This window comes from Brevundimonas sp. (assembly GCF_046295775.1).
In the GTDB taxonomy this organism is placed as follows: domain Bacteria; phylum Pseudomonadota; class Alphaproteobacteria; order Caulobacterales; family Caulobacteraceae; genus Brevundimonas.
This window is the reverse complement of the sequence record NZ_JBKBML010000014.1, coordinates 27,288-46,353: the sequence shown is the minus strand read 5'-3', so window position 1 is coordinate 46,353 and position 19,066 is coordinate 27,288. Positions and strand designations below refer to the sequence as shown.

Annotated in this window: 18 protein-coding genes; 13 read left to right on the top strand and 5 right to left on the bottom strand. The window is 67.5% G+C overall.

What is annotated here, in order from left to right; all coding sequences use genetic code 11:
- Positions 1-4: 4 nt before the first annotated feature.
- Together ssb and ACK4I0_RS09735 are read left to right on the top strand one after the other, a co-directional pair.
- On the top strand, positions 5-496 hold the full coding sequence (gene ssb / locus ACK4I0_RS09740) for a single-stranded DNA-binding protein (protein WP_409610399.1): 492 nt from the start codon (positions 5-7) through the stop codon (positions 494-496).
- Positions 497-570: 74 nt separating this feature from the next.
- Complete coding sequence (locus ACK4I0_RS09735) at positions 571-1,461, top strand: DMT family transporter (RefSeq protein ID WP_409610397.1); 891 nt, start codon at positions 571-573, stop codon at positions 1,459-1,461.
- A 24-nt stretch (positions 1,462-1,485) separates the two neighbouring features.
- On the opposite strand, the gene ACK4I0_RS09730 is transcribed toward ACK4I0_RS09735, so the two are convergent.
- Complete coding sequence (locus ACK4I0_RS09730; RefSeq protein WP_409610395.1) at positions 1,486-2,091, bottom strand: superoxide dismutase family protein; 606 nt, start codon at positions 2,089-2,091, stop codon at positions 1,486-1,488.
- Between the two features lie 126 nt (positions 2,092-2,217).
- Here ACK4I0_RS09730 and gyrA point away from each other — a divergent pair, with 126 nt between their 5' ends.
- The 5 genes from gyrA to ACK4I0_RS09705 all read left to right on the top strand — a co-directional run bounded on the left by gyrA (position 2,218) and on the right by ACK4I0_RS09705 (position 8,094).
- The gene (gene gyrA, locus ACK4I0_RS09725; RefSeq protein ID WP_409610393.1) at positions 2,218-4,971 is read left to right on the top strand and encodes a DNA gyrase subunit A; all 2,754 of its coding nucleotides are present in this window, start codon (positions 2,218-2,220) and stop codon (positions 4,969-4,971) included.
- A 23-nt stretch (positions 4,972-4,994) separates the two neighbouring features.
- Positions 4,995-5,783 carry an aminotransferase class IV gene (locus tag ACK4I0_RS09720; protein ID WP_409610391.1) on the top strand — a complete coding sequence of 263 codons (789 nt, stop codon included), beginning with the start codon at positions 4,995-4,997 and terminating at the stop codon, positions 5,781-5,783.
- A gap of 82 nt (positions 5,784-5,865) precedes the next feature.
- Positions 5,866-6,354, top strand: coding sequence for a pantetheine-phosphate adenylyltransferase (coaD, locus tag ACK4I0_RS09715; protein ID WP_409610389.1), 489 nt, complete (start codon positions 5,866-5,868; stop codon positions 6,352-6,354).
- Between the two features lie 11 nt (positions 6,355-6,365).
- Entirely contained in the window at positions 6,366-7,178 is an 813-nt protein-coding gene (locus ACK4I0_RS09710) for a peptidylprolyl isomerase (RefSeq protein ID WP_409610387.1), read from the top strand.
- Positions 7,179-7,203: 25 nt separating this feature from the next.
- Positions 7,204-8,094, top strand: a complete 891-nt coding sequence (locus ACK4I0_RS09705; RefSeq protein ID WP_409610385.1) for a peptidylprolyl isomerase — start codon at positions 7,204-7,206, stop codon at positions 8,092-8,094.
- Here the strand turns inward: ACK4I0_RS09705 and ACK4I0_RS09700 are convergent.
- Complete coding sequence (locus tag ACK4I0_RS09700) at positions 8,091-9,209, bottom strand: Ppx/GppA phosphatase family protein (RefSeq protein WP_409610383.1); 1,119 nt, start codon at positions 9,207-9,209, stop codon at positions 8,091-8,093. The two genes, ACK4I0_RS09705 and ACK4I0_RS09700, sit on opposite strands and share 4 nt — an antisense overlap.
- 154 nt (positions 9,210-9,363) lie before the next feature.
- On the opposite strand from ACK4I0_RS09700, the gene phhA reads away from it, so the two are divergent.
- The 6 genes from phhA to ACK4I0_RS09670 all read left to right on the top strand — a co-directional run bounded on the left by phhA (position 9,364) and on the right by ACK4I0_RS09670 (position 13,921).
- A complete protein-coding gene (gene phhA, locus ACK4I0_RS09695) occupies positions 9,364-10,239 on the top strand; it encodes a phenylalanine 4-monooxygenase (RefSeq protein WP_409610381.1) in 876 nt (291 codons plus the stop codon).
- Positions 10,240-10,360: 121 nt separating this feature from the next.
- Complete coding sequence (locus tag ACK4I0_RS09690; RefSeq protein ID WP_409610379.1) at positions 10,361-10,921, top strand: HNH endonuclease; 561 nt, start codon at positions 10,361-10,363, stop codon at positions 10,919-10,921.
- Between the two features lie 118 nt (positions 10,922-11,039).
- Positions 11,040-11,909 carry a hypothetical protein gene (locus ACK4I0_RS09685; protein ID WP_409610377.1) on the top strand — a complete coding sequence of 290 codons (870 nt, stop codon included), beginning with the start codon at positions 11,040-11,042 and terminating at the stop codon, positions 11,907-11,909.
- Complete coding sequence (locus tag ACK4I0_RS09680; RefSeq protein WP_409610467.1) at positions 11,806-12,258, top strand: site-specific integrase; 453 nt, start codon at positions 11,806-11,808, stop codon at positions 12,256-12,258. Before ACK4I0_RS09685 ends, ACK4I0_RS09680 begins: the two co-directional genes overlap by 104 nt.
- Positions 12,259-12,336: 78 nt before the next feature.
- Positions 12,337-12,648, top strand: a complete 312-nt coding sequence (locus ACK4I0_RS09675) for a helix-turn-helix domain-containing protein (protein ID WP_409610375.1) — start codon at positions 12,337-12,339, stop codon at positions 12,646-12,648.
- Positions 12,641-13,921 carry a type II toxin-antitoxin system HipA family toxin gene (locus ACK4I0_RS09670; RefSeq protein ID WP_409610373.1) on the top strand — a complete coding sequence of 427 codons (1,281 nt, stop codon included), beginning with the start codon at positions 12,641-12,643 and terminating at the stop codon, positions 13,919-13,921. The genes ACK4I0_RS09675 and ACK4I0_RS09670 overlap by 8 nt, the downstream gene beginning before the upstream one ends.
- A 53-nt stretch (positions 13,922-13,974) precedes the next feature.
- Here ACK4I0_RS09670 and ACK4I0_RS09665 read toward each other — a convergent pair whose 3' ends face one another.
- The 3 genes from ACK4I0_RS09665 to ACK4I0_RS09655 form a co-directional block, all read right to left on the bottom strand.
- On the bottom strand, positions 13,975-14,304 hold the full coding sequence (locus ACK4I0_RS09665) for a hypothetical protein (protein ID WP_409610371.1): 330 nt from the start codon (positions 14,302-14,304) through the stop codon (positions 13,975-13,977).
- 250 nt (positions 14,305-14,554) lie between these two features.
- Positions 14,555-17,422, bottom strand: coding sequence for a PAS domain-containing protein (locus tag ACK4I0_RS09660; RefSeq protein WP_409610369.1), 2,868 nt, complete (start codon positions 17,420-17,422; stop codon positions 14,555-14,557).
- Between the two features lies 1 nt (position 17,423).
- On the bottom strand, positions 17,424-18,935 hold the full coding sequence (locus tag ACK4I0_RS09655; RefSeq protein WP_409610367.1) for an ATPase domain-containing protein: 1,512 nt from the start codon (positions 18,933-18,935) through the stop codon (positions 17,424-17,426).
- Between the last annotated feature and the right edge of the window lie 131 nt (positions 18,936-19,066).

Here is a 19,066-nt window from a genome sequence, read left to right as displayed (position 1 = left end):
GATCATGGCGGGCAGCGTCAACAAGGTCATCCTCATCGGCAACCTGGGCAAGGATCCGGAGATCCGCACCCTGAATTCCGGCGACCGCGTCTGCAACCTGCGCATCGCCACCTCGGAAAGCTGGCGCGACAAGTCCTCGGGCGAGCGCAAGGAAAAAACCGAGTGGCACCAGGTAGTCATCTTCAACGAGAACATCGTCAAGGTGGCCGAGAACTACCTGAAGAAGGGCTCGACGGTTTACATCGAGGGCTCGCTGACGACCCGGAAATACGAGCAGAACGGCGTCGAGAAATACACCACCGAGATCGTCATCCAGCGCTTCAACGGCCAGCTGACCATGCTGGGTGGCCGTGACGGCGGGTCCGGCGGCGGCGATCGGGGCGGCTATGGCCGTGGCAACGACGACGACTACTCCTCGGGCTTCTCGACCGGCGGCGCCAACAAGCCCTCGGGTCCCAAGGAAAGCTACGACCTGAACGACGACATTCCGTTCTAAGGCTCGGCCGCGAGGTAACGGCGCGTCATCGAATTTGAGCCGACGCGCCGTCGGCCCCGTGTCATAGGCCGCTGATGCACGATCAGCGCCTCACCCCCATCGAAATGGCCGCGATCCTGGCCGTGCTGGTCATCTGGGGCGTCAACAACGCCGCAGCCAAGGTGGCGACCGAGGTCATGCCGCCTTTGCTGGTCGGCAGCCTGCGTTTTGCCCTGGCCGCCGCTTGTCTGGTCTGGTTCGTACGGCCCCCGTTTCCGAACTGGAAAAGCCTGGCGATCATCGTCCTGGTGGGCGGGCCGCTGCACTATGGACTGATCTACCTGGCCTTCTGGCTGGCGCAGGACGTCAGCCCGGTGTCGGTGGCGACGCAGCTTTGGATACCCTTCACCGCGCTTTTCGCCTTCTTGATTTTAGGCGAGCGGCTGTCGCGGCTGGCGCTGGCCGGCATGTTGGTGGCGTTCTTGGGCGTCGCCTGGATGACGCTGGACCCGCACGCCCTGGAGGACTGGAAGGCCATTCTGGTCGGAGCCGCCGGCAGCGCGGCCTGGGCCCTGACCACTGTCATCGCGCGCCGCACCACCTCCATCCCACCCCTGAAGATGCAGGGGCTGCTGGCCATGGTGGCGCTGCCGAGCCTGGCGCTGGCGTCCGCCACCTTCGAGCGCGGCCAGATCGCCGCCATGGTGCAGGCCACGCCCCTGGTCTGGGCCTGCGTGATATGGGCAGGGGTCATTTCATCGGTGGTGGCGACCAGCCTGGTGTTCTGGCTGGTGCAGAAGCGCGAGGCGGGCCGCGTCACGCCCTACCTGCTGGCGACGCCGCTGGTGTCCATCGCCATCGGCTGGGGTTTCATGGGCGATGTGCTGACCGCCCAAATCCTGACCGGCGCGGCGCTGACCATGGGTGGCGTGGCCGTCGTCGCCATCGCTGAGCGGAACCTGAGGGCCGGCGCCGCCAAGGCCTGAGACCTCGGCGGCGCCCAACGTCGCTTATCCCGCCGCAATCACGCCGCAGGCCACGCGGTCGCCCGAGCCGCCGATGGGCTGGCTGTTGTGGTCGTCAGGCTGGGCGTGGATGACAATGGCCGAGCCGTCCGCGTCCAGAAGGTGCGCGCCGGGGCCGCTGTCAGCCAGGCGGGCGAAGGTGGTGAACACCTCTGCGTAGGCGCGGCCCTGGGCGTCGGCATAAATGTTGGGCAGGTCGCCGAAGTCATTCTGCTGGGCGTTCAGAAGGCCGTGCACCACATCGGTCGAGCCGCCGTGGACGTGGGCGCCGGCCGACTGGAAGCCAGGGCCTTCGCAGGTGCCGGTTTCATGAAGGTGGATGCCGTGCCAGCCGGGGGTCAGGCCGGTCGCCTCGATGCGGATCACCACCCCTTGCGGACCCTGGCTGAAGGTGGCCGTGCCGGCCTGTCCGCCTTGGCCGTTCGTGAGAGGGGCGGTCGCCGTGGCGCCGACGTCCGCACGCTGCGCTGTCAGGGCCGGGGCGGGGGCGGCGGCCGGGCTGGTGGCGTCGGCCGCCGTCGTGCCTTCGGGCTGGCTGCAGGCGGCCAGCGGGGCGGCGATGAGGACGGAGGCGAGGAGCACGGCGCGCATGATGATTTTTCCTTGTCTGACGGGGTGTTTGAACCGGCGCGCGTCATTTGGCGCCACAGCCCCTGGATGCTAGAAACCCAAGCAGCGGATCACGTTCCGATTCCGGCCCCATAAAGCCCGATTTCCTTGACCGACGACACCTTGCAGAACCCGCCCGCCCCCCGCGGCGGCGACATCTCCAACATCACCATCGAGGACGAGCTGCGTCGCTCGTACCTCGACTACGCCATGAGCGTGATCGTGAGCCGCGCCCTGCCGGACGCGCGCGATGGTCTGAAGCCCGTGCACCGTCGCATCCTGTACTCGATGCACGATCTGAACATGACGCCCGAGCGCAGCTATTCGAAGTGCGCGCGCGTGGTCGGTGACGTGCTGGGCCGGTTCCACCCGCACGGCGACGCCTCGGTCTACATGGCGCTGGTGCGCATGGCTCAGCCCTTCTCGATGGGGCTGATGCTGGTCGACGGCCAAGGCAACTTCGGCTCGGTCGACGGCGATATGCCGGCCTCGATGCGTTACACCGAGGCCAAGATGGCCCCGGCCGCCGTCGCCCTGATGGCCGACATCGACAAGGATACTGTCGATTTCCAGCCGAACTACGACGAGAAGGAGCTGGAGCCGGTCGTCCTGCCGAGCCGGATTCCGAACCTGCTGGTCAATGGCGCGGGCGGCATCGCCGTCGGCATGGCGACCAACATCCCCCCGCACAATCTGGGCGAGGTCGTGGATGCGGCCCTGGCCCTGCTGGACGATCCCGAAGTCTCCGACGACGCCCTGCTGGACATCGTGCCGGGCCCCGACTTCCCCACCGGCGGCGAGATCATGGGCCGCACGGCGCCGCGCAACGCCCTGCGCGACGGACGCGGCTCGGTCATCGTGCGCGGCAAGGCCTCGATCGAGGAGATCCGCAAGGATCGCGAGGCCATCGTCATCACCGAACTGCCGTTCCAGGTGAACAAGCAGAGCCTGATCGAGCGCATCGCCGAAATGGTGCGCGAGAAGCGCCTTGAAGGCATCTCCGACGTCCGCGACGAATCCGACCGCCAGGGCATGCGCATGGTGATCGAGCTGAAGCGCGACGCCTCGGGCGACGTGATCCTGAACCAGCTGTTCCGATACACGGCGCTGCAGTCCTCGTTCGGCGTCAACATGCTGGCGCTGAACCGCGGCCGGCCCGAACAGATGGGCCTGCGCCAGCTGCTGCAGATATTCCTCGACTTCCGCGAGGAGGTGGTGGTCCGCCGCGTCAAGTTCGAGTTGGCCAAGGCCCGCGATCGCGGCCACGTCCTGGTCGGTCTGGCCGTGGCCGTGGCCAACATCGACGAGGTGATACACATCATCCGGTCGTCGGCCGATCCCGCCGAGGCGCGCGAGCGGCTGCAGGCCAAGGCCTGGCCCGTCGACGACATGATGGCCTTGGTCGAGCTGATCGCCGATCCGCGCACCGTGCTGGTCGAAGGCGACAAGATTCGCCTGACCGACGAACAGGCCCGCGCGATCCTGGCCCTGACGCTCAGCCGCCTGACCGGCCTGGGCCGCGACGACATCTTCGGCGAGGCGCGTGGCCTGGCCGACACCATCCAGGGCCACCTGACCATCCTGTCGGACCGCAAGAACGTGCTGGCCATCATCCGCGACGACCTGATCGCGGTGAAGGATCAGTTCGCCGTGCCGCGCCGCACCGTCATCGGCGAAGGCGACGCCGAGATGGAGGACGAAGACCTGATCCCGCGCGAGGACATGGTCGTCACCGTCACCCACGGCGGCTACGTCAAGCGCGTGGCCCTGAACGCCTATCGGACCCAGCATCGCGGCGGCAAGGGCAAGTCCGGCATGACGATGAAGGATGAGGACGCCATCACCGGCGTCTTCTCAGCCTCGACCCATACGCCGGTTCTGTTCTTCGCGACCAACGGCCGGGCCTACAAGCTCAAGACCTGGCGTCTGCCGCTGGGCGCGCCGACCTCGCGCGGCAAGGCCTTCGTCAACCTGCTCCCCATCGAGCCGGGCGACAGCATCATGAACGTGTTGCCGTTGCCCGAGGACGAGACCACCTGGGGCGATTACGACATCATGTTCGCCACCCAGTCGGGCGATGTGCGCAGGAACAAGCTGTCGGACTTCGCCACGGTGAACCGCGCCGGCAAGATCGCCATGAAGCTGGAGGACGGCGACCACATGGTCGGCGTCGGCCTGTGCACCGCCGACGACGACGTCATGCTGACGACGGCGCTGGGTCGGGCCATCCGCTTCAAGGCCGACGACGTCCGCGTCTTCAAGGGTCGCGATTCCACCGGCGTTCGCGGCATCCGTCTGCAGGACGGCGACCAGGTCATCTCCATGGCCGTGCTGGGCCGCGTCGACGCCTCGCCCGAGGAACGCGCCGCCTATGTCAAACACGCCAACGCCATGCGCCGCGCGGTGGGCGAGGAAACCGACGAGACGCCCGCAGAGGGCGACGACGAAGGTGTGGCCGAAGCCAGCCTGTCGGTCGAGCGCATCGCCGAACTGGGCGCGGCCGAGCAGTTCATCCTGACAGTCACCGACACCGGCTTCGGTAAGCGGTCCTCGGCCTATGAGTACCGCCGCACCGGTCGCGGCGGGCAGGGGCTGACGGCCCACGGCCTGGGCGGCCGCGCCGGCACGCGCCTGGCCGCCGCCTTCCCGGTTCAGGACGGCGACGATCTGCTGATGGTCACCGACGGCGGTCAGATGATCCGCACGCCGGTCAGCCAGGTTCGCGTGGTCGGCCGCTCCAGCCAGGGCGTCACCATTTTCCGCACCGGCAAGGACGAAAAGGTCGTCTCCGTCGAACGCCTGCCCGAGAGCGGTGACGGCGAGGCGGATGTCGTCGCCAACGAGGATCCGGGCGAGGGCTGAGCCCTTTCCCGGCGGCTGAACCGATGATCCTCATCGACGGCCAGCCCGCATCGCCCGATGACCTGGCGCATCAGGCGTTGGTCAACTACGGCGCCTACTCCTCCCTTCGTGTGGAGGGCGGCGCGGCGCGGGGACTGGCTCTGCACCTGGCGCGGTTGGAACAGTCGGCGCTCGCCCTGTTCGGCGAGGCCGTGGCTGAGGGACGTCTTCGGGATCTGATGCGCTTCGCCGTAGGCGGCCGCGAGGCGTGCTGGCTGCGCGTCAGCCTGTTCTCGCCGGCGATCGGCCATCGCGATCCCGGCTTTGTCGGCGCGCCGCGGGTCATGACAGCGGTGTTCGATCCGCCGCCGCCGCTGGCCGGTTCGGTGCGCCTGATGACGCTGGATTACGAACGCGAAGCGCCCGAGCTGAAGCACACCGCCACCTTCGGCCTGATGCGCGCGCGCCGCGCGGCGCGGGCGGCTGGTTTCGACGACGCGCTGTTCGTCGACCGGGACGGGCGCATCTCGGAAGGTAGCCTCTGGAACATCGGCTTCGTGCAGGGCGACACTGTGGTCTGGCCGCAGGCGGCGATGCTGGCTGGCGTAACCCAGGCGATCCTTAGCGACGCGCTGGAAAAGACGGGCGTGACCCAGCAGACGCGGCCGGTCACTCGCGACGACCTGCGGACCTTCGACGGCGCCTTCCTCTGCAACAGCGCTACGCCGGCCGCCTCGGTGACGGCCATCGACGGGCTGACGCTGTCGGAGCCGTCTGCCTTAGTTCAGCGTCTGCGGGGATTGTGGGCGGCGGCGCCGCTTGAGCCGCTGTGACCATCACGTCGCTGTCAGGCGCACTAGGCCGTTGATTTCGCGCCTGCTAAACGAACCGCGAGAGGCGAAGGGGGACACCGCCATGCGCATCGGCCTTTATCCAGGCACCTTCGACCCCGTCACCAACGGGCACATGGACATCATCGGCCGGGCCGTGAAGCTGGTCGACCGGCTGGTCATTGGCGTGGCCCGCAACGACGACAAGGGCCCGCTGTTCACTACCGACGAGCGGGTCGAGATGCTGAGGGCCGAGGTCCAGGGTCTGGGCGGCGACATCGTGGTGCAGCCGTTCGAGACGCTGCTGATGCATTTCGCCGAAAGCCTGAACGCCAACGTCATCATCCGGGGCCTGCGGGCCGTCGCGGACTTCGAGTACGAGTTCCAGATGACGGCCATGAACCAGCGCCTCAATAGCGACATCGAGACCGTCTTTCTGATGGCCGACCCTCGTCACCAGGCCATCGCCTCGCGGCTGGTCAAGGAGATTGCCCGGCTGGACGGCGCGATCGACAGCTTCGTCAGCCCCGCCGTCGCTGCGCGGGTTATGACCCGAGTGAAGAACGGACACTGATCTTGAAGACCATGACCCTGCTCACGGCCGCAGCGGCCGCCCTGACCCTGGCGTCCGCCGCCTTCGCCCAGGCGCCGACGCGCGCCGTCGATCCTCAGAACCTGATGGTCATCGACACCGCCAAGGGTCGCATCCTGGTCGAGCTGTATCCCCAGGCCGCGCCGGCCCATGCTGAGCGGTTGCGCACTCTGGCGAGCCAGGGCTTCTACGACGGGCACAAATTTCACCGCGTCATCCCGAACTTCATGGCTCAGACGGGTGATCCGCTGGGCACCGGCGCAGGGGGTTCGGACCTGCCGGACGTGCCTGCCGAGTTCAGCTTCCGACGCGGCCGCGAGGGGTTCGTTGAGGTTCCCAATGCGGGGCAGGGTGTGTTCGGCCTGGTCGGCGCCCTGCCGGTCCAGACCCAGCCGGACGCCCAGATGATGATCAACGCCGACTTCAAGGTCGCGGCGAACGGGCTGTTTTGTCCAGGCGTGCTGGGCATGGCGCGGTCCGGCAGTCCCGACAGCGCCAACAGCCAGTTCTTCCTGATGAGCGGCCGCAACGCCAACCTGGACGGCGCCTACACCGCCTTCGGCCGCGTGCTTTCCGGGCTGGATGCGGTGCGCGCGCTCAAGGCCGGATCCGAGGCCGAGGACGGCCGCGTGACCGATCCCGACATCATGGAACGCGTGCGCATGGCCTCCGACCTGCCCGAAGGCGAACGCCCGCGCGTCACCGTGGCGACCGTGACGTCTGAGGCTGTCGAGGCCAAGCGCGCCGAGCGCGGCACGGCCTTCACCGTCTGCGACATCCAGCCCGTGGTCGAGGTCGCGGGTTGAGACTCTTCCGGGGAGGGGAGAGACCATGAGAACAAGGGCCGCCGCACTGACATCCGCTTTGGCCGTGCTGGCCGCGCCCGCCTGGGCGCAAGAGACCCCTGCGCCCACCCCGGCGCCTGTGCCCGCGCCCTCCGAATGGCGCGAGGTGGCGCCGGACAATCTGCTGGTCATCGACACCAACCGCGGGCGCATCCTGATCGAGCTGTCGCCGCTGGCCGCGCCCGGCCATGTCGAGCGCATCCGCCTGCTGGCGCGGCGCCAGTTCTACGACGGCATCGTCTGGCACAGGGTGATCGATTGGTTCATGGCCCAGACGGGCGATCCGCTGGGCAATGGCGAGGGGCAGAGCTGGTATCCCAATCTGAAGGGCGAGTTCACTTTCCAGCGCACGCCTGAGACGCCCTTTGTCGCCGTGGCGCGCCCGACGGGATCGGAGATCGGCTTCATCGGCTCCCTGCCGGTCCAGACCCAGCCCGACAGCCTGCTGGCGCTGAACGGTTCGGGTCGCGCGTCGAGCTGGGGCCTCTACTGTCCGGGCGTGGCCGGCATGGCGCGCGACGACGATCCCGACAGCGCCAATAGCCAGTTCTTCCTGATGCGTCAGGCCTATCCGTCGCTGGAGAAGCGCTACACCGTCTGGGGTCGCGTCGTGTCGGGCCTGGACGTGGTTCGGGCGATCAAGGTGGGTGAAGGCGACAACGGCGCCATGGTGGGCGAGCCGGACCGCATGATCCGCGTGCGCGTCGCCTCCGACCTGCCCGAGGGCGAGCGGCCGACGGTGCGCATGGCCGACCCAGCCTCGGCCGCAGTGGCCGAACTGGTGCGGCAGGCGCGTCAGGCCAAGGGCGCGGACTTCTCGATCTGCGACATCGACCTGCCGGTTCAGGTGTCGGGCGGCGCCGCTCCGGCGGCCTAGGTTTCCGCCTGCGGCCGTCCCTGGTTGCGCCCGCGGACTCGCCCGCGCCGGCGCCGCCGCGAAGGCTGATCCTGACGCATCCGCTCCAGCAGCAGGCCCTCGCGCAGGCCCCGGTCGGCGACGCGCACGCGCTCGCACGGCCAGGCCCGCTGCACGGCCTCCAGAATGGCGGCGCCGGCCAGCACCAGATCCGCCCGATCCGGTCCGATGCAGCTGTCGGCCGCGCGGCCGGCCGGCCCCATGCGGCGCAGGCGGTCAGCCGCCGCCTCGCACTGGCCGCGCGTCATCCATAGCCCGTCCACCAGGTCACGCTGGTAGCGCCGCAGCCCCAGGTGGATGCCCGCCAGGCTGGTGATGGCGCCCGAGGTGCCGATCATGTGGCCGCGCCCTGCGGCGAAATGCTCGCGCGCCTGACCCGCCGCCGCGCCGCCCCGCGCGATGGCCGAGGCCATGTCGGCGACCATGGCCTCGTACCAGTCCGGCGCCGAGTCCTCGGGCTCAGGATGCCGCTCGGCCAGGGTCACGACGCCCAGCGGCGCCGACATCCAGTCCAGCGTCTCGAACCCGCGAGGCCCCTTGGCCAGCCACGAAATCTCGGTCGAGCCGCCGCCGACGTCGACGACCAGCACGGCCTCGGCGCGCGGATCGAACAGGTTCAGGCAGCCGGCGACGGACAGCCGCGCCTCTTCGGCCGGATCGATGATGCGCAGGCGCAGGCCAGTCCCCTTGCGCACCCGCTCCACAAAGGCTTCGCCATTCTCGGCGGCGCGACAGGCCTGGGTCGCCACGGCGATGAAGCGGTCGGACTCGACGCCGCGCCGGATCAGCCGTTCGGCGCACAGGCCCAGGGCGTCATAGGCGCGGTCCATGGCGCCTGCATCCAGGCGGCCGGTGCGCGACAGGCCCTCGCCCAGGCGCACGATGCGGCTGAAGCTGTCGACGACGCGAAAGCCTTCCCGCGCCGGCCGCGCGATCAGCAGCCGGCAGTTGTTGGTCCCCAGGTCGAGCGCGCCATACAGCGGCGCGTCGCGGCCTGACGCCCCTTGGCCCCCCTGGGACCGCCGGGACTGGGACCGGTCGTCGCGCCGCGGGGGCGCGTCTTCGGTCTCCGGCATGGGCCGAACTCGGTTGTATTGGGCGCGCCATGCTGGCGCCCGTCTCGATCAACCTAGACCTGTCGTGAACCGTTCGCCAAGCCGAAAGGATGACGAACCCCCTTCAGCCGCCTAGATAGGTTGAAAGGCCGTCAGAGCCGCTCAGGAGCGTTGCATGTCCGACTTCGAACACGTCTTCGAACAGCCGCCGGAAGGCGCGGCCGCCGACTGGACCATTCCGCAGAATTGGTCGGCCTACACCGAGGTCGAGCATGACACCTGGAACACCCTGTATGCGCGCCAGATGAAGATCCTGCCCGGGCGCGCCTGCGAAGCCTTCATTCGCGGCCTGGACGCCCTGGACCTGAACGCCGGCGGCATCCCGGACTTCGACGTCATTAATCCCAAGCTTCAGGCCCTGACCGGCTGGACGGTGGTGTGCGTGCCCGGCCTGGTGCCCGACGAGGTCTTCTTTGACCACCTGGCCAACCGCCGCTTCGTTTCGGGTCAGTTCATCAGGAAGCCGGACCAGCTGGACTATCTGCAGGAGCCGGACATCTTCCACGATGTGTTCGGCCATGTGCCGATGCTGACCGATCCCGACTTCGCCGCCTATATGGAGGCCTACGGCAAGGGCGGACAACGCGCGGCGGCCCTCGGGATGCTGCCCAATCTGGCGCGCCTGTACTGGTACACGGTCGAGTTCGGCCTGGTGCAGGAGGCTGAGGGTCTGCGGATCTACGGCGCCGGGATCGTCTCCTCGGCGACTGAAAGCGTGTTTGCGCTCGAAGACCCGTCGCCCAACCGCATTGGCTTCGACTTGGAGCGGGTCATGCGCACCCTGTACCGGATCGACGACTTCCAGCAGGTCTATTTCGTCATCGACTCCATCGAGCAGCTGAAGCGCGAGACCCTGCAGGACTTCGGCCCGATCTATGACCGCCTCAAGGACGCCGAGCCCCTGCCCATCGACGCGGTGCTGGACCACGACAAGGTCTTCACCCACGGCACCCAGGCCTATGCCGCCCGGGGCGGACGTTTCGCGGCTTGATCATCAACTTCGCATGACAGTGTCACGGAATCGGGACTAGGGTCGCTTCATCAGACGAGGGAAGGAGACGTGTCTTCAGTCCTGTCGCGTCGATAACCCCCCGCATCGCCGGGAGGGCCTGATGCAGGTCCTGTCCCGTCCCCCCTCCGGCTGGCCCGCCTTGGTGCTGAACGCCGACTTCCGGCCGCTGTCCTATTATCCGCTGTCGCTGTGGCCCTGGGAGGAGGCGGTCAAGGCCGTCTATCAGGAGCGCGTCGAGGTGGTGGCCCTGTACGACAAGGTCGTGCGCTCGCCCTCGATGGAGATGACGCTGCCCAGCGTCATCGCGCTGAAGAGCTACGTCGACCAGGACCGAAGCCCGGCCTTCACGCGCTTCAACGTCTTCCTGCGCGACGGCTTCGCCTGCCAGTACTGCGGCGACCACACCGAACTGACCTTCGACCACGTGGTGCCCCGATCGCGCGGCGGCCGCACCACTTGGGACAACATCGTCGCCGCCTGCAGTCCTTGCAATCTGAGGAAAGGCGGCCGCACCCCGGCCCAAGCCGGCATGCCCCTGCGCCGAGGCCCCCACCAGCCCAGCGCCTGGCAACTCCAGGACGCCGGCCGCCGCTTCCCCCCGCACTTCCTGCACCAGAGCTGGCTGGACTACCTGTACTGGGATGTGGTGCTCGATCCGTAGAGTTTACCCGTGTTGCCAGTTGTTGCCCAAGCGCCTGTTTTATTGGCGGAAAGTGGGCGGCGGGCGATTGCCCCTGAGGGCTGCCGTATCCTCCGATTTGCTCCGTTCTGGTGACCATATGGTGACCACGGCCCGACTGACGAAAAGGGTAGTCGAGAATCTACCGGCGAAATCCGGCCGCTATGTCGTGTGGGATTCGGAGCTGAAAGGTTTCGGCGTGCGAATTTCCCCCCAATGCAGAAGGACTTACCTCGTCAGGTGCCGCACCACGGGCCGTGCGGACCGCATGCTGGTGCTGGCGCCCCATGGCGTGCTGACCACCGAGGAGGAGAGAGAGCATGCTCGACGCACCCTGGCGGAGGCCGCCATGAGCGGAGATCCTCAGGGAATCAAGGCGGAACGGCGCGCGGAGATGACCATGGCAGACCTCTGCGCGCTCTACATGGCCGAGGGAACGGCCACCAAAAAATCGACTGCACTTACGATCGATAGAATCCGCATTGATCGGCACATCAATCCTCGGATCGGCAGTCACAAGGTCACGGACATCACCCGGGCCGACATCCAGCGGCTGATGATCGACATCGGCAACGGAAACATCCGGGGAGCGCCCCTGCCGCACACGCGGGGCGGCAGGGGCGCTGCGTCGCGAACCGTCGGCCTTCCCGGCGCAATCTTCACCTTCGCCGAGGAGCGCGGCCTCGTCGACGCCAATCCGGTGCGCGGCGTAAAGCGCTACAAGGACAACAGACGCGAGCGGTTCCTGTCGGCCGCCGAACTGGCCCGACTGGGCGACCTTCTGACGGCGCTGGAGAAAGACGGGCGATCCACGGCACGTGGCCATCATCCGCCTTCTTCTGCTGACCAGCGCCCGCAAGAACGAGATCGCTCACCTGCGATGGAGCGAGGTGGATCTGGACAAGGGGCTCCTGAGGCTCAGGGATTCCAAGAAAGGGCCCAAGGTCATTCGTCTGGGGGGACCGGCTAAGGCCCTGATGAAGACGCTGCCGAAGGCTGACGCCACCTGGGTCTTCCCGGATCGACGCCATCCCGGCCGCCCCGTGGCGAATCTGGACTGGGCCTGGGTCATGATCCGAAAGCGGGCGGAGCTGCCTGACCTCCGAATCCATGACCTTAGACACAGCTTCGCCAGCGTCGCCGTGGCCGGCGGTGAGGGCCTGGTGCTCATCGGAAATCTGTTGGGGCATGAGCATGTGGTGACTACCAGTCGGTATGCTCACCTCTCCGACGATCCGGTGCGGGCTGCGGCGGACCGGATCAGAGAGCGCATGGCCGAAGCGCTGGGTCTTCCCCGGTTATTTCGCAGGCCGGCTTGAATGTCAGTGAACGCCTACAAAGTGAATTGTCAGCAAGCGATAACAATTTGCTTTGTAATCGAACACTGACAATGATAGATGTCAGCAAGCGCTGACAAAGGCATTGTGATGATAATTCGCTCAACCAAAGACCTCGGCGCCGCCGTGAAGGCGCGCCGCAAGGGGCTAGGCCTTGACCAGGGCTCCCTGGCCGCCAAGGTCGGCGTCAGCCGACAGTGGATCGGCGGACTGGAGCAGGGCAAGGCCGGCGCCGAGCTGGGCCTCGTCCTGAGGACGCTCAAGGCGCTCGACATGCCGCTGTCCCTTGGAGACCCGCTGACAGGTGGCCCCACCGACAGCGCGTCGATCGACATTGATGCGATCATTGACCGGGCGCGTGGCAATGGCTGATGACTCCCTTGTTCTTCTGCTGGACGGTCAGACCATCGGGGTAATTCGCCGAAGGCAGGGCAGACTGTCCCTGACCTACGACGATGCATGGCGGCTTCGGCCGAACGCCTATCCTCTCTCGCTATCAATGCCGCTGGCCGCCGCCGAGCATCCGCATGGACCTGTGAATGCGTTTCTGTGGGGGCTGCTCCCGGACAATGAGCTCGTCATCGCAAGATGGGCCCGTCACTTTCAGATTTCGCCCAAGAACCCCTTCGCCCTTATCGGAGCCGTGGGAGAGGACTGCGCTGGTGCGGTGCAGTTCGTCCGACCGGAGCGCTTGGCCGCCCTGCAGGACGGCGTGGAGGACAGCGTCGACTGGCTGGACAGGCGCCAAGTCGCAGAGCGGCTGAAGGCCCTTCGAGAAGACCAGGCGGCCTGGCGCGCGGCGCGTGACACCGGCCAGTTCAGTCTTGCGGGAGCGCAGCCAAAGACCGCCCTGATGTGGGATGACGGGCGCTGGGGCGTTCCATCGGGTCGACTGCCGACGACCCACATCCTGAAACCTCCGACAGCATCGTTCGACGGCCATGCCGAAAACGAACATCTGTGTCTCTCTCTGGCCCGCCATCTGGGTCTTCCGGCTGCGCATTCCCGGGTGGATATCTTCGAGGACGAGATCGCCATCGTCGTCGAGCGATATGATCGGCTGCGCATCGGCAACCGGATCGCACGAGTGCACCAGGAGGACTTCTGCCAGGCCCTCGCCCATCTGCCTTCGGAAAAATACCAGAACGAGGGCGGACCCGGGGTCAAGGAATGCGTCGCCGTTCTGGCCGAGCAGTCGAGCGAGCCCGGCGAAGACATCGATACCTTTCTTGACGCCGTGATTTTCAACTGGCTCGTCGCCGGCACAGATGCCCATGCCAAGAACTACTCGATCCTGCTCTCCGGCGGGGGGCGCGTCCGACTGGCGCCGCTTTATGACATCGCCAGCGCACTACCCTACCCTGGTCTGGACTATCAGAAGCTCAAGCTGGCGATGAAGCTGGGCGGGGAATGCCGCCTGAGAAACCTTGGGGCGCGGCATGTTGAACGCATGGCCAAGGAGGCCCGCAAGAGCCCGAACCACTGCCTCGGGCGCGTCCGTGACCTCGCCGGCCGCATTCCGGGAGCCGTCGCTGTTGTGGCGAACGAGATGCGGGCGGCAGGCCTAGAGCACGAGATTGTCGGACGGCTGTCCGAACTGATCACAAACCGGGCGAGGGAGATAGAAGCCGTCCTCTCGGCGTGATCGGACAAATCGTTGCCAGGCGATCCCTCCGCTCAGCACAGGCGTTGAAGCTTTCAGAGCTCGTCCGGCATCTGCCAGGCCGAGACCGCGCGTAGATCGACTTCCTCGTAGTCGAGAGCGGACACGGGGGTCGGCGTCAGCGGATCGATGCGGTCAGTATGTCGTAATGCCCGCTCGATCCAGTCGGCGTCATCAGGGCCGAGGCCGCCGTCCCGGCTGCGGGCCGCAGCCTCGTATGCGGCGATGAATGCCCGAAGGCGTTGCGCCCGATTCCAGGCCTCGCTCCGCGCCTCCAGTTCCTCGAGCTCCTTCAGAGCCGCCTGTGTTTCCTGACGAAGCGCGGCCCTGCGGACGTTTTCCTCCTCGCCGCGCTGCTGCCGCATCTCCGTCCTGTGTCGGTGTACGGCGGCGAAATGCGCCGAATGATACAGACCCGCCATGACCTCGTTCAGGACGTGGACGGCGCCCGGTCGATCAGATCCTTGACGCTGGGGTTCGACGCATTGGCCTTGGGCGGCTGGGCCTTCTTGGCCTTGCCCTTGGATTCCTTCATGGCGGCGGTCTTTCGTGTTGGCGGGCATGCCAGCAGGGCCGGCCCCTGCAAATGAGGCGCACCACAAAAAGGCGCCGACCCTAGTGCCGGGCCGTCCCTGGCGCCGACAGTCTGGGCAGGGCGCCGAGAACGGCGGCGAGCTCGTTCTTTCGGAACGGCTTGGCCAAGCGTGGCAGCTCAGCGTCTATACCCTCCATCTCCGCATACCCCGAGACCAAGACCACCGGGAGCGCCGGGTGCGCGGCCCGAAGACGGCGCGCCAGTTCGACGCCATTGATGCCCGGCATCAGATGGTCCGTGACGATGAGATCAACCTTGGTCTCCCCGGCCATCAGCTCAAGCGCCGCTTCGCCTGAGCGCGCCTCCACCACCGCATAGCCCAGGTCGGCCAGCATGTCGGCGGTGCTCATGCGGACCAGGTCTTCGTCGTCGACAAGAAGGACCGCGCCGCGATGGTGCGTCCCGTCGTCCGGCCAGCGGTCGGCCGACCGGGGCTGAGACCGCTCGCTGGCGATCGGCAGCCAGAGCTCCACCGTCGTTCCTCGGCCCTCGGTGCTGGACAGGGTCATCGCACCGCCGAGCTGGGACGCTAGGCCGTGGACCATGGACAGGCCGAGCCCGGTCCCCTTGCCGACGCCTTTGGTGGAGAAAAAGGGCTCAATGGCGCGCGCCAGGGTGTCTTCGCTCATGCCGGCGCCGGTATCGTCGACCGAGATCAGGACATAGTCGCCCGGGGCAAGCCGGGACCGGTGCTGGCGACCGATCCTCTCGCCGCGGGTGGTGATCCTGAGCTCGCCGCCGGCCGGCATGGCGTCGCGCGCATTCACGGCCAGGTTCAGCAGCGCCATCTCAAGCTGATTGGGATCGGCACGGGCGGGCGGCAGCTGGGGCGCCTGATCCAGGATGACCTGGATCTGGGGTCCTGTCGTGCTTTCGATCAGCTCCCCCATGCCCCGGACCAGCTCCGAGACATCAACGCCGATCGACTGCAGAGGCTGACGTCGGGCGAAGGCCAGGAGGCGCTGGACCAGCAGGCGGGCCCGGTCGGCGGATTGGGCTGCGCCCTCGATCAGCCGCTGCTCGCGCGGGCCGCCCAGTCCGCGCCGTTGCAGCATGTCGAGCGAGCCGACGATCGGTGTGAGCAGATTGTTGAAATCGTGCGCCACTCCGCCGGTCAGCTGGCCCATGGCCTCCATCTTCTGGCTCTGACGCAGGGCCTCCTGGGCCTTCTCGAGCTCGGCCTCGCGCGCCTTGACGTGGCTGAGGTCCCGGCCGACCGCGATGAAATTCAGGCCGTCCGGCTCCGGCGCGACGGTCCATTCGATCGACTTCCAGCCGCCGTCGCGGGTGGCTATGCGGTTCTCGAACCGCGCCGGCGCATGGGTCTCCGCCATCTGGCCAATCGCGGTCAGGGTCGGCGGAGCGTCCTCGGGATGCATGAAGGTGGCGTATTCCCGGCTGAGCAGCTCCGCCTCGGTCCAGCCCAGCACACGGGTCCAGGCTGGGCTGACCGCCGACATCATCCCGCTGTAATCGGCGCGGGCCAGCATGTCCTGAGACAGATTCCAAAGGCGGTCCCGCTCGGCTGAGCGCGCCTCTACGAGCGTTTCCAGTGTCTCGTTCAGCTCACGCAGGCGCGCTTCGCTGCCCAGCAGCGCGCGTTGCGTATGGGCGCGTTCCACGGCGATGCGCGTGCGGTCGGCGAACTCCCGGATCAGCGTCAGGTCGGCTTCGCCCCAGGCGCGGGACCTCATGTCGTTGACGAAGAAAACGGCGACCAGGCGGCCGTGCTCCAGCACCGGCACAGTGACGAACGACCGCACGGCCTTGGCCTGCAGCGCCGCCACGGCCGGCGCCGTCCGGGGGTCCGTGCGCACGTCCTCGACCGCCGTCACCTCGCCCTGTTTGAGACGGTCGATGAAGGAGCCGTAGTCACGCAGGGGCAGCGTCCCGGACAGGGGCGTCACATCCGAAGCCGTCCAGTCGAGGACGTCGTGAAGGGTTTCTCCCTCATGATCGACCGCCGCATAGCCGACCCTCCCGACGCCGAGCGTCCGCCCCAGCACGCTTGCGGCGGCGCGGGCGATATCGCCGGGCGCGACGAGGTCCTTCCACTCCTGCGCCAGTTCGGCGACGGCGTTGCGACGTCCTTCGGCGGCCTTGCGGCGGGTGATGTCCAGGACGGTTCCCGCCACGCGCAGGCAGCGGCCGTCCGCGTCGAACACGCCGCGGCCCTTGGCTGCCACCCACCGCTCGACCCGGTCCTCCTTGCCGACGGTGCGGTATTCGACGTCGTAGAGGGCCCGGACGGCGGGGTCGGCGGCGGCCTGAAAGGCCTCCGTCGTCGCCTGGCGGTCGGCCGGGTGCAGGCCGTCGTAGAAGTCCTGGAGCGTGACCTCCACGTGGGGCGAGATGCCGAACATGGCCTTGGTGCGCGCCGGCCAGATCAGACGGTCATGGACCATGTCCACATCCCAGAAACCGATCTCGGCGTTGTCGACGGCCAGCCGCAGCCGCTCTTCACTTTCCCGCAGGCGGGCCTGGGCGTCCCGCACCTCGAATTGCCGAGCCCTGGCCTTGAGGGCCGAGCGAACCGCGCCCAGCATGGCTTCGGCGTGCAGGGGGCGCTCCAGCATCACCACATTGCCGAGCTCGGACAGGCGTTCGGCGGCGGCGATGGTCCGGGGCGACCGAGACCCGTTGGCGAGCACGATGAAGGGGATGTCGGACCAGCCGTCCTGGCGGGCGACCCAGGCCGAAACGCCGGGCAGGCCGGCGGCCAGAGCCTCTTCGGTCATCAGCACCGCGCCCGCGCCGTCGTCCAGGGCCGTCAACAGGGCCGTTTCATCCGCGCAGATCGTCGCCTCGATCCCGGATCGGCCGAAGAGACCGGCCGCCACCACGGCGTCGCGGCCCCGCGGGGCGAGGATCAGGACGCGGGTGTTCATGCTAGGCGCGCGGGCCGTCCGGATGGGTCTGGCTGGACATCAGGGTCTTCGCTTCTCCGGAGAAGGTGGGCACGCCGGCGAGGACGCCTTGGAACTGGTTGAGCGGCTCGCCGAGCTGAAGTCCGCGGTCGCCGATCTGAAACTCCCGGATCGTCCGTTCGTGCCGCGCCGTACGCGTTTTAATGACCGAGATGGCCTGCCGGACCTCGCCCTCGGCCTCGAAATAGCGAAGCTGGGCGACGGTGTCGGATAGATAGCTCAGGTCGACGTCAGACCGAATGTCGCCGGTCACCCCGTGCAGGCCGAGGATGAGCAGACTGACCACCCCCTTCTGGCCCAGATAGGTCAGCATCTCGTGCATTTGCAGAACGAGGAATTTCTCGTTCGGCATGGCCTGGAGGTAGGCGTTCAGACTGTCGATCGCCACGACGGTCGAACCATGGCGCTCGACCGCGCTCTGGACGGCGCAGGCGAACTCGCCGGGCGACATTTCCGCGGGATCGATCGCCCGGAGCTCCAGCAGCCCGCTCTCGAGATGGGGCCGAAGGTCCATTCCAAGGGCCGCGCTGCGCGTCAGCAGGGTCGGCATGCGCTCGTCGAACAGGAAGTAGGACGCCTTCTGTCCCCGCTCGAGCGCCGCGACCATACACTGAACCGCCGCAGTGGTCTTGCCCACGCCTGCCGGACCCGTCAGCAGCGTCGAGGTGCCGGGGACCAGGCCGCCACCCAGCAGGGCGTCCAGCGGCGGGGAGCCCGTCGAGATCGGCTCTCCGCCGTCCAGCGCGGGGTGGTCGGACGCGACCAAGCGGGGGAACACCTGCAATCCGCCCCGCTCGATTTCGAAGTCATGATAGCCGCCCCTGAAGGGCGCTTCGCGCATCTTGACGACGTGAAGCCGCCTCCGCTGACCACCGAAGCTCGCGAGGGTCTGGCCCAGAGAGATCACGCCGTGGGCGATGCTGTGCAGCTGCAGGTCGCTTCCGTCGGCGCCCTTGTCGTCCAGAAAGAGGACGGTGCAGCTGCGGGTGGAGAAGAAATGCTTGAGCGCCAGGATCTGCCGGCGGTAGCGGATCGGGCTCTGCGCCAGCAGGCGAAGTTCTGAAAGGCTGTCGAGCACCACCAACGTGGGCCGCAGCTCATCGACCTTGGCCATGATGGTGCGCACGGTCTCGCCAAGCTCGACCTCGCTCGGGTGAAGCAGGGTCTGTTCCTGATCATTGCTGAAGCCGTCAGCCGGGACCATTTCGAACAGTTCGATCCCATCTAGCGCCCACCCATGGGCCCTGGCGACCGCGCGGAGCTCCACATCCGTTTCGGCCAGGGTGATGTAGAGGCCCACCTCGTTCGTTTCGACGCCGGCGAGAAGGAAGCCGAGAGCCAAAGTGGTCTTGCCGGTGCCCGGCGTGCCTTCGATAAGATACATGCGGTGTGGCGTCAGCCCGCCGTTCAGCACGAGGTCGAGGCCGTCTATGCCGGTCGAGACCTTGACCGGGGGGGATGGGTCCGGGGCCACTTGGCGTCCTGGGCTGCGGACGCACGCGTCCTCGGTGTCCGCCCTTGCGATATCGCAGTTGCGCAGGCTCTTGTGTCTCAGATTGCGGGGCGGCTGAACAGGGGCGGTCGTCGGACGATCGCGCTCTGGAA